12 protein-coding genes are annotated in these 13037 nt (G+C 50.8%); 10 read left to right on the forward strand and 2 right to left on the reverse strand.

Annotated elements, in window-relative coordinates; translation table 11 throughout:
- Window positions 1–4 precede the first annotated feature (4 nt).
- The 4 genes from pqqD to OH31_RS13860 all read left to right on the forward strand — a co-directional run bounded on the left by pqqD (window position 5) and on the right by OH31_RS13860 (window position 3599).
- Entirely contained in the window at window positions 5–289 is a 285-nt protein-coding gene (gene pqqD / locus OH31_RS13845; RefSeq protein WP_024931194.1) for a pyrroloquinoline quinone biosynthesis peptide chaperone PqqD, read from the forward strand.
- Between the two features lie 17 nt (window positions 290–306).
- The gene (gene pqqE, locus OH31_RS13850) at window positions 307–1488 is read left to right on the forward strand and encodes a pyrroloquinoline quinone biosynthesis protein PqqE (protein WP_024931195.1); all 1182 of its coding nucleotides are present in this window, start codon (window positions 307–309) and stop codon (window positions 1486–1488) included.
- A 77-nt stretch (window positions 1489–1565) separates the two neighbouring features.
- Window positions 1566–2780: a multidrug effflux MFS transporter gene (locus tag OH31_RS13855; protein WP_024931196.1), complete on the forward strand. Its 1215-nt coding sequence runs from the start codon at window positions 1566–1568 to the stop codon at window positions 2778–2780.
- A gap of 132 nt (window positions 2781–2912) precedes the next feature.
- Window positions 2913–3599, forward strand: a complete 687-nt coding sequence (locus OH31_RS13860) for a hypothetical protein (RefSeq protein WP_024931197.1) — start codon at window positions 2913–2915, stop codon at window positions 3597–3599.
- Window positions 3600–3658: 59 nt separating this feature from the next.
- On the opposite strand, the gene OH31_RS13865 is transcribed toward OH31_RS13860, so the two are convergent.
- The gene (locus tag OH31_RS13865; RefSeq protein WP_019882415.1) at window positions 3659–4462 is read right to left on the reverse strand and encodes a pyruvate, water dikinase regulatory protein; all 804 of its coding nucleotides are present in this window, start codon (window positions 4460–4462) and stop codon (window positions 3659–3661) included.
- 41 nt (window positions 4463–4503) lie between these two features.
- Entirely contained in the window at window positions 4504–6876 is a 2373-nt protein-coding gene (gene ppsA / locus OH31_RS13870) for a phosphoenolpyruvate synthase (protein ID WP_024931198.1), read from the reverse strand.
- Between the two features lie 204 nt (window positions 6877–7080).
- Between ppsA and OH31_RS13875 the strand changes: the two genes are divergently transcribed.
- From OH31_RS13875 to OH31_RS13900, 6 genes are all read left to right on the forward strand, one after another.
- Window positions 7081–8055, forward strand: a complete 975-nt coding sequence (locus OH31_RS13875; protein ID WP_024931199.1) for a hypothetical protein — start codon at window positions 7081–7083, stop codon at window positions 8053–8055.
- 119 nt (window positions 8056–8174) lie between these two features.
- Window positions 8175–9068, forward strand: coding sequence for an NAD(P)-dependent methylenetetrahydromethanopterin dehydrogenase (locus tag OH31_RS13880; RefSeq protein WP_019882412.1), 894 nt, complete (start codon window positions 8175–8177; stop codon window positions 9066–9068).
- Window positions 9069–9091: 23 nt separating this feature from the next.
- A complete protein-coding gene (locus OH31_RS13885) occupies window positions 9092–10174 on the forward strand; it encodes an ATP-grasp domain-containing protein (RefSeq protein WP_242402301.1) in 1083 nt (360 codons plus the stop codon).
- A complete protein-coding gene (mch, locus tag OH31_RS13890; RefSeq protein ID WP_024931201.1) occupies window positions 10140–11114 on the forward strand; it encodes a methenyltetrahydromethanopterin cyclohydrolase in 975 nt (324 codons plus the stop codon). The genes OH31_RS13885 and mch overlap by 35 nt, the downstream gene beginning before the upstream one ends.
- 143 nt (window positions 11115–11257) lie before the next feature.
- The gene (locus tag OH31_RS13895; protein ID WP_024931202.1) at window positions 11258–12169 is read left to right on the forward strand and encodes a RimK family alpha-L-glutamate ligase; all 912 of its coding nucleotides are present in this window, start codon (window positions 11258–11260) and stop codon (window positions 12167–12169) included.
- Window positions 12166–13017 carry a triphosphoribosyl-dephospho-CoA synthase gene (locus OH31_RS13900; RefSeq protein ID WP_024931203.1) on the forward strand — a complete coding sequence of 284 codons (852 nt, stop codon included), beginning with the start codon at window positions 12166–12168 and terminating at the stop codon, window positions 13015–13017. Before OH31_RS13895 ends, OH31_RS13900 begins: the two co-directional genes overlap by 4 nt.
- Window positions 13018–13037: the final 20 nt, after the last annotated feature.

Here is a 13037-nt window from a genome sequence, read left to right on the forward strand (position 1 = left end):
TTCTATGGAAAATAACATTCAACATTCAGATATCTACGCCATCGCCTTGCACCATCGTTTTCAATGGGAAGAAGCGCAGCAAAGCTACGTCATCCTGTTTCCTGAGGGCATGGTGAAATTGCATGGGGGCGCCGGTGAAATACTGAAGCGTGTGGATGGTAAAACCACGGTCGGAGAGATTGTTGTTGATTTGAAAACAAGCTTTCCCGATGCCGAAGACATTGAGAATGATATTTTAGGCATGTTTGACCTGGCCGTTGGTAAAGCCTGGTTGCGCAAGCTGAATTAATCCGAAACGAGGGCATCATGGCACAGTTAAATAATGGTGTTGCAGCAAGCGTCACACAGAAGCAGCCTTTATGGTTGTTGGCTGAGGTCACTTATCGCTGTCCGCTACATTGCGCGTTTTGTTATAACCCGACCGATTATGACAAGCACACCAAAAATGAATTAACGACTGAGCAATGGATCAGCGCCTTGCGTGATGCGCGTAAAATGGGTGCCATCCAGTTGGGGATTTCTGGTGGCGAGCCTTTGTTGCGTGATGATATTGAAGAGATTGTCGCCGAAGCGCATAAGTTAGGCTATTACAGCAACCTGATCACCTCAGGTGTCGGCCTGACTGAAAAGCGTATCCAGGCGTTTAAAGAAGGCGGCCTGGACCATATCCAGCTCTCCATGCACGATGTTACTGAAGACATCAGCAACTTTATTACCAATACGCGCACTTTCGAGTTGAAGAAAAAAGTAGCAGCCATGATTAAATCGCATGGCTACCCCATGGTGTTGAATGTAGTGATACACCGTTATAACATTGACCAGGTGGGCAAAATCCTGGAAATGGCTGAAGCCTTGGGGGCTGACTATGTCGAGCTGGCCAATACGCAGTATTACGGCTGGAGCCTGGTCAACCGTGACCAACTGATGCCTACCCGCGAACAATTAGATCGTGCGGAAGCGGCTACCAATGCGTTCAGGGAGCGCGTGGGCAATAAAATGAAGGTATTCTTTGTGGTCCCCGACTACTTTGCTGACCGGCCCAAGAAATGTATGAATGGCTGGGGCGAAGTATTCATGATTGTGACCGCCAATGGCGATGTCTTGCCATGCCATTCGGCACGAGTCTTACCCGGTATGACGTTCCCGAATGTGCGCGAAAATGGCCTGGAATGGGCCTGGAAAGAGTCACCAGCATTTACCAAATACCGCGGCATGGAGTGGATGAAAGAGCCTTGCCGCAGTTGTGACGAAAAAGAAAATGATCTGGGCGGTTGCCGTTGCCAGTCCTACTTGCTAAGTGGTGATGCTGAAATGGCGGATCCGGTATGCACTAAATCGCCTAATCGCCATTTGATTGATGAAGCGTTGATCAACTCACAAAATCCGTTGGTACGTGAGCAGCCCATCATTTTCAGAACGGACAAAAACTCCAAAAAATATGTCGAAGGTGGCAAGGAAAGAATCGAGCAGTTTCACGCCTTGCCTTAAGGCTGCGCATGCCTGCCATTGTGGCTTATAATCTTAAAGGTGCCTGAGGGCACCTTTGCTTTTTTACAAGGTTGTTCATGTTGAAATCCCGTTCTTCTACCCTGGTGCTGGTCTTGGCTGGGTTGGCTGCGTTAGCGCCATTTGCAATTGACACCTATCTGCCTGCGTTTCATGTCATGGCCGCTGAGTTTGGTACGGATGAACTGGCGATCCAGCAGAGCCTGACCTTGTATTTGCTACCCTATGCCATGATGACGCTGTGTCACGGCGCCATTTCAGATGCTATCGGGCGCATCACCACTATTAAATGGGGACTGGCCATTTTCGCGCTGGCGAGCCTGGGCTGTGCATTTGCCCCCAACGTGCAGACCTTGTGGCTGTTCCGCGCCTTGCAAGGCGTGAGTGGCGGGGCGGGCAACACGGTGGCACGCGCCATGGTGCGCGACCTGTTTTCTGGTGCACAAGCGCAACGGGTGATGGCAACTGTACAGTTATTATTCGGCATCGCCCCAGCAGTGGCCCCCATTTTAGGCGGCGTATTGCTGGGCATACACTGGCAAGCGATTTTCATTTTCTTATCTGTTTATGCTGCGATTGCGCTATGGATGGCGGTGCGCTACCTGCCGGAGACCATGACACCGGAAAAACGTATCGTATTCTCGGTGAAAGGGATTATCGCCACCTATAGCAAGATGCTGAGGCATAAGGTATTTCTTGGCCTCATCGCTTGCCTGGGCTTGAACTTCTCTGCATTTTTTATTTATGTGCTGGCCAGCCCGGTTTTCCTGGTCAAGCATTTGCATTTAAACAGCCAGCAATTCGGCTATCTGTTTATTCCTACGGTGACTGGCATGATGCTTGGGTCATGGATCTCACGCCATACAGCGGGTAAAGTGGCGCCAGCGCGCATTCTGCACTGGGCATTTGCCTGGATGGTATTCATTGCCAGTTGTAATGTGGGTGTGCAATGGTGGGCGAGCACCACCACGCACAGCGACTGGTGGCTAGCCATTTTACCGATTGCCTTGTTTAACGTGGGTATGGCGGCAGCCATGCCTGTGTTATCAATCGCCGCCCTTGATTGCTATCCGACCCTGCGCGGTACTGCCGCCTCGGCGCAGGCATTTATGCAAATGCTGTGCTCTACCGTGAGCTCGGCATTGATTGTCCCCTTGGTATGGCACTCGACCTTCACCTTGGCGGCCGCCATGCTGGGGATGACGGTGCTTAGCAGCCTGTTACTGCTGTTGGCACGCAAACCCAAGCCGCCTGTCGCAGCGACTGCCACTTAAGCGCAAGCCCCGAAATATGGGGCATTTACCGATTTCATTACATGTTTGAACAAGGACTGCCTGTTTTAATATAAAGCTGTCAATGCCTGCGAGCTTGCAGGACATTATTCAGAATCGACAAGGGAGTCAATCATGGAAATGACCAGAGAAGAAGAAGCTCAAAAAGCTTACGTCAAGTTGCTGACCGGGCAGGGTGTGAGTGAGCGTGTGCTGGTACAGCGCGAGTTCATCATTATTCGTGTCAGTGCTTTCCTGAAAGATATTCCTTGTGATGGCAGCCATTACCGACATGCGGTCGACCGTTTTATTGCCAGCATTGATCCTGCTGAAATTCCAAGTATCTTGCCGGTGATTCGCGAATTCTTCTCATTCTGGGTGCGCGATATCAAAGCCATTGCGGCCATGAGCCAGGCCAAAGTATTTAATGGCAGCACGCCTGTCGCCATGGTCACGCAGGATGAATTATTCAAGCATTGGTATGATTTGGATAAGACGGCGATGACTCTCCACGAAACACAAGTCATGGATGCTTTTGAACAAGTCACGCTGGTTCGCGGTTTTGAGCCCGCGGTATTTAAAGAGCGCATGCGCATGGCAAAATGCCTGCTGCTGTCGCTACGCCATATTTCGCACAAACAATCCCATAGTTACCGCCAGATGGTGGACAGAAACCTGCCATTGTTTAATGCGCTGGGTTCACAGCACACTTTCCTCAGTGTTTGTCGTGAGTTTTATTACTTTTGGCGTGGGGATATGTTGAAACCACAAACTGCAAGAGTACAAGCAACGCCAATGCGTGAAATGGCGATGGCAGCGTAATATTTGCATGATAAGTCAGGCGGCGAGAAGCCGCCGTCAGGGTTTAAAAAACGCCAGCCTTAGCGCTGGCGAATTTTTTGCAGGATCAGCGCAGACAGTTCTTCAATCGAACGACTGGTGGAGTCTGCCCAGGGAATGCCTGCACTGCGCATCATGCCTTCAGCAATTTCAATTTCCTTGCGGCAGTTATCCAGTGAGGCATAAAAACTATCAGGGCGGCGTTCGTTACGCACAGAGTGCAAACGCTCGGGCTTGATGGTCAGGCCAAAAATCTTGTCGATATTTTTTTGCAAAGCCGCAGGTAAGGCGCCACGTTCAAAGTCTTCTGGAATCAATGGGTAGTTGGCGGCTTTAATGCCAAACTGCATGGCCAGGTAAATGCTGGTCGGTGTTTTACCGCAGCGGGACACACCAATCAGGATCACTTCAGCTTCATCCAGACCGGTATTGGTCATGCCGTCATCATGATTGAGCGTGAAATTAATGGCTTCCATGCGCTCAGAGTAGCTGTTGCCCATGGCGCTATACGCAATGCTGGCACCAGTCAGTGGCTCCTGATTAAGCTCTGAGCCTAGCGGGTAAATAAAGCGGTGGAATAAATCAATAAAGTAGGCATTGGCCTGCTTGAGGTGATTGCGGTGTTCGCCATTACCGACAGACATGATCACAATCGGGCGAATACCATCTTGGGCAGCCACTTTCTGGATATGCTCAAAAGCGGCTTGCACTTTCTCGTCATTGTCCGTGAAGGGCAGGCGAGTAGTGGTGAACTTGGTATTCGGAAAGTGTTCCAGCAGTTTGCTCAAGGCGCCAGCTGTAATCCCCGTGCCATCAGAAATAATAAAAACAGAACGGTGATTCATGGTAACGCCTTGAGTTGATTGCTAAAGTTTACTGCCTAGGTTTACTTCTTGGTCAAACGCTGCCAGGTGGCAACCACTGTGTCAGGGTTGAGTGACACAGACTGGATGCCCTCAGCCACCAGCCATTCGGCAAAGTCTTCATGGTCAGAAGGGCCCTGACCACAAATGCCGACGTATTTGCCCAAGCGGTTACAGGTGTTGATCGCCATTTTCAGCAATACTTTCACCGCATCGTTACGCTCGTCAAAACCGTCTGCCAAAATGCCGGAGTCACGGTCCATGCCTAATGTCAGCTGGGTCAGGTCGTTAGAGCCAATGGAGAAACCATCGAAGTATTCCAGGAACTGTTCTGCCAGCAAGGCATTGGCCGGGATTTCACACATCATGATCAGGCGCAGGCCGTTTTCACCGCGTTTGAGACCGTTCTCTGCCATGATTTCAGTCACAGCGCGCGCTTCTTCCAGCGTACGTACAAATGGGATCATCAACTCAACGTTGGTCAGGCCCAGTTCATCACGCACTTTTTTCATGGCCTGGCATTCCATGGCAAAGCACTCTTTAAAGTCTTCTGCCATATAACGCGCCGCACCACGGAAGCCGATCATCGGGTTTTCTTCGTCCGGCTCATAAATGTCACCGCCAACCAGTTTTTTGTACTCGTTAGACTTGAAGTCTGAGGTACGTACAATCACTGGTTTTGGATAGAAAGCCGCGGCAATGGTCGCTACACCTTCTGTCACTTTATCAATATAAAACTGTTTCGGGCTGGCATAGCCACGTGCACGGTTTTTGATCGTTGCCTGGATGGCCGCTGGCATGGCATCGACATTCAAGATAGCTTTTGGGTGAATGCCAACCATGTTGTTAATCACGAACTCTAAACGTGCCAGGCCTACACCGTCGTTTGGTGTTTGAGCAAAGGTAAACGCCATGTCAGGGTTACCGACGTTCATCATAATCTTGCAAGGCGGTTTTGCCAGTGCGCTGTTAGATTGCGTAGACACTTCGAAGTCCAGGGCGCCATGGTAAACAAAACCAGTTTCACCTTCAGCACAAGACACTGTCACCATCTCGCCATCACGCAGCAAATCTGTGGCATTCACTGAGCCGACAATCGCCGGGATACCCAGTTCACGCGCAATAATCGCCGCATGGCAGGTACGGCCGCCACGGTTGGTCACCAGTGCGCTGGCACGCTTCATCACGGGTTCCCAGTTAGGGTCGGTCATGTCGGCAACCAGCACGTCGCCTGGTTGAACTTCATGCATATCGGCCGGATCCAGCACGATACGTACCGGGCCCACGCCTACTTTCTGCGTCACAGCACGGCCGGCAACCACAGGCACGGAGGAATGCTTTTGCAGTTTGAAGGTTTCAGTGATGTTTTTAGCCGCTTCTTGCGATTTCACAGTCTCAGGACGTGCTTGCAGGATGTACAGCTTGTTATCCAGGCCGTTTTTACCCCACTCAATGTCCATTGGGCAGCCATAGTGTTGCTCAATCGTCATCGCGTAGCTAGCCAGTTCCAGAATATCTGCGTCTGTCAGGGAGTAACGATTGCTTTCTGCAGCATCAACGTCCACGGTATGCGTGGATTTACCTGCCTGGGTGGCATCAGAAAAGATCATTTTGATCAGTTTTGAACCCATAGTGCGGCGGACGATGGCTGGCTTGCCTTGTGCCAGCAATGGTTTATGCACATAGAACTCATCCGGGTTGACGGCACCTTGCACCACGGTTTCACCTAAGCCGTAAGAGGAGGTAATGAAGGCCACATCGCGGTGACCAGATTCAGTATCAATGGTAAACATCACACCGGCACAGCCGATGTCTGAACGCACCATTTGTTGCACGCCTGCGGACAAAGCCACATCTGCATGCACAAAGCCTTTGTGTACGCGGTAGGAGATCGCACGGTCGTTATACAAAGAAGCAAATACTTCTTTAATGGCGTGGTTAATGTTTTCCAGGCCATGGATATTCAGGAAAGACTCTTGCTGACCAGCGAAAGAGGCATCTGGCAAGTCTTCTGCCGTCGCAGATGAACGCACCGCGAAGGTAGTGCCTTGTGCTGATCTTTCAATCAGTTTGGCATAGTTTTCAGCAATCGCTGTTTGCAGGGCTTGTGGAAACTCGGCTTCCATAATCCACTGGCGAATTTGTGAGCCAACACGGGCCAATTCCTGAGTGTCGTCTGCATTCAGTTTATCAAGCAAGTCGTTGATCTTGTTGTTTAATCCACCTTGCGCCAAAAACTCACGATAAGCATCTGCGGTGGTCGCAAAGCCGGTAGGTACGCGTACGCCCTTGGCTGTGAGTTGAGAAATCATTTCGCCCAAAGAAGCATTTTTGCCCCCTACGGACGGCACATCAGTGTTTCGTAGATTCTCAAATGGAATAACATGACTTACCATATAAAACCCTTAATTATTTTAAAACTGGTGGTAATCTATCGCGGAATGCAACGGATTGAATTCGATAAATAGAGGCTGTTTGCCGGACATCGTCTGATTACAGAATGACTTTTATAACGGTCATTATGCCAAAATCATGTTTTAATGTCACGTCGCCATAAGGGTGGCAATTCATTTTTTTTAGCATCAATATAATAAAACGCCATGAATGCAGTAATTCCCGCAGAGCGCAGGGTCAGTGTGACCACTTATGGTCGCCTACATCTCGGTTTTTTCAACCTGAGTCGAGAGACTCAACGTCAGTTTGGCAGCGTCGGCGTCGCGATTGATGCCTTTCAAACTTCATTAAGTATTAGTGGCGGCCCGCAACAGCTGGCATTGGATCCATGGGCCTCTGCCATCTTGCAACGCCATTTAGCTGTCTGCGAAACGCAAGCCGAGCTGAACGTGACCATTCAACAGGCGATTCCACGTCATGGCGGCCTGGGCTCAGGCACACAAATGGCCCTGGCGTTAGGCGCAGCAGCCAACAGTTTATTAGATAGACCAGTAGAAGCCGCCGCGATTGCTGCGATTCACCAGCGTGGCGCCCGTTCAGGCATCGGCATAGCCACATTTAAACATGGTGGCTTGGTGATTGATGGCGGCCGCAATGCGCAAACGATAGTGCCGCCTATGCTGGCGCGTCATGCGTTTCCGTCTGACTGGCATTTTTTATTGATTATGGACAACAGCCGCGACGGTTTGCATGGACAAGGCGAGAAAACCGCATTCAAACAGTTGGCACCACAATCATTGGCGGCCACACAAGCGATACAGCAACAGTTATTGAGCCTGGGCCTGCCAGCACTCATCGAGCAAGACTTTGCCGGGTTCAGCCAGTTTATCGGTGCACTGCAAGCCTACAATGCTGAGTACTTTGCGCCTGCACAAGGCGGCGCCTATGCCAGCAAAGCGGTCGCCGGCATCTTGCAAACATTGCAGCAGCAGGGCTATGCCGGTGTCGGGCAAACCTCCTGGGGGCCGACAGGTTTTGTGCTGCTACCATCGCGTGCCGAGGCGATCGCCATGCAAATGCAATTCCTTAAAAAATATGCAGAGCAGACCACGCTCGGTTTTCTGGTCAGCGCGGCAGTGAATCAGCCTGCATGTATTAAGATAGAAGATGTGGCAAATTAAAACTTTTTAAGATAATTTTGAAAAGTTATGATTTTCACGGTCTACTCTTTATTTTGAACTGCGCTGGAAGTGTGTATATTGGCTGTAGGTTTGATTAACGAACGGTTCCGGGGGGAATAATGAAAAAAACCAGTATTATGCATTTGTTTACAGCCGCAAAAAATGCCAGCCCATTTGATGTGAATATGGCGTTTGATGCCGGCTACGAAAAAATTATTTCTTACACCGATGTGACCTTGAATGAAATCGTTGCGCTGACGCAAGATGCGATTTTCTCCCGCAGTCCGAGTGGTTTAAAGCAACAGGCGCTGTTCTTTGGTGGCCGCGATATCCAGGTTGCCCTCGAGATGCAGAAACAGGCACGCAGTGCCATGTTTAAGCCATTTGAATGCCACACATTTTCTGATCCTTCTGGTGCATTTACTACCGCGGCAGCCATGCTGGCCAAGGTTGATTTCTATTTGCAAAAATCTGGCAGCGGCCTGGGCAAAGAAAAAATCGCTATTTTTGGTGCCAGTGGCACCGTTGGCTCCACCGCCGCATTGATTGCTGCCCGCCAGGGATCAACGGTATTTATGGTGGCGCATGCTGGCGTAGAGAGCATGCAAGCCTATGTGGATAAATTGTCCTCCAGCTATGGCGTGACATTGCAAGTCGTTGATGGCAGTACTGAAGCCGCCAAAATTGCCGTCTTAAATGAAGCAACCGTTGCGTTGTGCGCCACACCAGCAGGCATTCGTGTGCTGGAAGTGGCCCAGTTTGCCAACTCCAAAACACTGAAAGTCGTGGCTGATGTCAACGCTGTGCCGCCCTCCGGGATTGAGGGTGTCGATACCTTCTCTAATGGCGGTCTGATTGAAGGCACGCAAGTGGCAGGGTTTGGCGCGTTGGCCATTGGTCAACTGAAGTATGTCACACAGAACAAATTGCTGGAGCAGATGCTGCAAAGCGAAAGCCCGATGCATATTGATTATCATCAGGCCTATGAATATGCCTGTGCACACGTAGAATAAGGTGATTCTTGCGGCTGGCAATCTTGTCTCAAAGTGCGCGCATCTATAGCCAGATGGCGCAACAAGAAGGATTTAGCGTATTCGCCGTCGATGCGTTTGCAGATGCGGATACGCGGCAGGCCGCACAATCGGTATATCAATGGCCAGGTCTATGCGAACAGCAGCCTGGCGATGAAATGGCAGGTTTGTTTGCAGCATTAGATGCTTTTCAGCCCGATGCAGTCTTGATCGGCTCGGGATTGGAAGCCAATCTGGCAAGCTACGGTGTGTTGTCTGCCCGTTATGCTTTACTTGCTAATCTGCCCGCAACGGTTGGTCGTGTGAAAACCCCGCAATGGCTAAAGGCATGTTGCGATGCACATAGTGTGCAATCGCCGTCAATTGCTGACACTCAACCAACAACAGGGCAGTGGTTATATAAGCAGGCAGGGCAGTGCGGTGGCTGCCATGTACAACATTGGCAATCCGAGATAAATGAAGTTGAGCGTGGCTACTGGCAAGCATTCCAGCCGGGGCAGGTAATAGGTATATTATTTTTAGCGCATGCGCAGTCTGTCACCTTGATAGGTGTGCATGCACTCAGGCAACATGCAGGCAGTTACGCTTATGCTGGCGCCACACGTTTGCATGATGCGTTGCTATATGAAGCCGCAAATCATGTATTGCAGGCACTGGTGCCAGCATTAGGTTTGGTTGGCATCAATAGTATTGATGCGATTTGGCATGAAGGCACATTACATGTCATTGAAGTCAATCCAAGGCTGAGTGCCAGTATGCGTTTATATATGGCGCTGCCATTAATACAAGCGCATATGGCCAGTTTCTTGCATGAGGCTGTGCCTGCGCTAGCGCAACAAAGAAACGCGGCCAGTCATTGCATCATGTATGCGAGAAAAACGATAGATGTCAGCCAGTTAAGCTTTCCAGACTGGCTGGAAGACAGGCCTTGTGGTGGCAATATCACCGCTGGGCAGCCCATTTGCAGTGTCTATGCAGAAGGGCAATCAGACCGCGAAGTACAACAGGCTTTGCTGGATAAAAAAACACGTTTAGAAAAATTATGGGGGACTTATGTCTGTGACAACATCGAATTCAACATCCATTAGCGTACAAGAATATAGTGCACCGCTGGTGGCCGGGCTGATTGCCAACGCACCAGCCCTGGGCTGTGCGGTATCTACGCATGAAAGCGGCGCGACCATCGTTGACGCCGGCATTCAGGCGCCGGGCGGGCTGGAAGCTGGTCGTATTATTGCCGAGATTTGCATGGGTGGTTTGGGCAGTGTTGCTTTGCGCCATGTGCCACAGTTTGCCAATTGGCCACTGAGTGTCGTGGTGACGGCCAAACAGCCGGTGATTGCCTGTTTAGGCAGTCAGTATGCCGGTTGGGCATTGTCACACGAAAAATTTTTCTCACTCGGTAGCGGCCCGGCACGTGCCATTGCCCAGCGCGAAGAGGTGTTTAAGGATATCAACTACAGCGACAAAGGCGAACAAACGGTATTAGTACTGGAAACCGATAAAGTGCCGCCAGTGCAAGTTATTGAAAAAGTCGCCAGGGACACCGGTTTAGCTGCCAACAAGCTGACTTTTATTCTGACGCCCACACGCAGCGTTGCCGGTTCACTGCAAGTGACCGCGCGCGTGCTGGAGGTTGCATTGCACAAATGCCACACCTTGCATTTTGACTTGAGTGCCATTGTCGATGGCTATGGCGTTGCACCTATCCCTGCGCCATCGCCAGACTTTATTGTCGGCATGGGCCGTACCAATGACGCCATCCTGTTTGGTGGTTTTGTGCAGTTGTTCGTCAATACTGACGATGCCGCTGCTGAGCAGCTGGCACAACAATTACCTTCTTCATCCTCTAAAGACTATGGTCGTCCGTTTGCCGACGTGTTTAAAGCGGTGAATATGGACTTTTACCAGATTGACCCGATGTTGTTCTCGCCAGCCAAAGTAAGCGTGACTAACCTTAAATCCGGCAAAACATTCTTTACCGGAAAATTCAATGAAGACCTTTTGAATCAATCATTTGGTGGGTAGTTATAACGTATTTTCTTAATTAAAATGTACGAGTGGGATGAAGAACAAGGCGCACGGAACGCAGAAACCGGAATGTACATTGAGTACATGAGGATTTCGAGTACCGCGTAACGCTGTTATTCGCCCACGCAGTCATTTTTATCATGCAAGTTATTCCCATTTTCACTGACGAAGTGGCCCAGGCTGGTGGCTGGCATGGCCAAAGCCTGGCACAGGCATTTGCACGCCGCGGCTGGCATGCACATATGGTGTCACTCGATAGTTGCCATATCAGCATCCTTCAACAGCAGGTCACTGTACATATTCCCGGTTTGAGTCAGCGCGCACCATTGGCATTTGTACGTGGTGTCGCTGCCGGTACTACGCAGCAAATTATCACGCGCATGAATCTTTTGCATACCTTGCAACGCCAGGGGATGACCATTTATAACCACGCGCGTGCCATTGAAACCACTGTGGACAAAGGCCTGACCAGCCAATTGCTGGCTGAGCAGGGCGTGGCCACGCCTAATACGTGGGTGTGCGAGCACCGTGACGTGGCGCATGGCATTATGCAGCAAGCGCTGGATGCCGGAAAAACACTGGTGATCAAGCCGCTATTCGGTTCACAAGGCAAGGGCGTACGCTTAATCGAAACACGTGCGCAGTTTGCACTACCGCAAGACCAGTTTGTCGATGGCGTTTATTACCTGCAAGAGAAGATTGATTGCGGTCCTTATCAGCATGATTACCGCGTATTTGTAGTGCGCGGCGAGCCCATTGCGGTCATGAAACGGCAGGGCGATAGCTGGCTGCATAACGTGGCGCGTGGTGCACGCTGCAGCGCATGTGATGAGGTCGATGTGGCTGACATTGGCGTCAAAGCTGCGCAGGCTGTAGGCATTGATTATGCAGGTGTAGATGTGATGCGCGATAAACATGGCAAGTTATGGGTGATCGAAGTCAACAGTATTCCAGCCTGGCGCGGCCTGCAAAGTATTACCCATTTTGAGATTGCCGATGTATTGGTGAATGATTTACTGCAATTGGCCAACGTGGCAGAAGGCCAGCCATGAGCGCAGGCGTACAGCAAGCCTACCTGAACGCCTGCCTGGCCGAACTGGAAGCCCTCAAGTCTGGCAATGTGCATATTTTTGCCGATGGCCATGGCATGCGGGTACAGGACTTTATCCATAGCGCCGAAGTTTCTGCGCCAGCATTGTGTGATGATCAGCTATTCGGCACGCGGACACTGGGCCAGCGTATCTTGCACGCTTTGCAGGCGACCCACGCCAAAGTAGGTTGCAATACCAATTTGGGTATTATTTTGCTGGCTGCGCCCGTGGTGCAAGCTTATTTGCAATATCCACAGTTATCGCTGTCAGCTGGTTTGCAGCAAGTGTTACAGCAAACCACCGTGGACGATGCAGCCTCGGTCTATGAGGGCATCCGCCTGGTCAGCCCGGCCGGCATGGGTCAGCGCGACGAGCATGACGTATCACAGGCGCCGCAAATCACCTTGCTGCAAGCCATGCAATTAGCCAGCGCGAATGACATGGTGGCACGCCAGTACGTGGATGGCTATGCCAGTATTTTTACGGCTGCGATACCGCTTTACACTGATTGTTACCAGCGCTGGCAGCGGCCTGCCTGGGCGTTAACGGCCGTTTATTTATATTGGCTGGCGAGCGTACCAGACAGCCATATCGCCAGAAAATATGGCCAGGCCAGAGCAGTAGAAGTACAGCAGGCCGCCAGTGCGCATTACCAGGTCTTTGTTGCCCTGGAGAACCCGAAACACTACATGCCTGATTTACTAAAATGGGATCAGGCTCTCAAGCAGGAAAAAATTAATCCAGGCACCAGTGCCGACCTGACGGTGATCACCGCCATGCTTTCATTACTGGACGAAAGCCGCGCTTAAGCTCGACGGCGAGCTGAGGT

The organism is Methylophilus sp. OH31, from assembly GCF_000576615.1.
In the GTDB taxonomy this organism is placed as follows: Bacteria; Pseudomonadota; Gammaproteobacteria; order Burkholderiales; family Methylophilaceae; genus Methylophilus.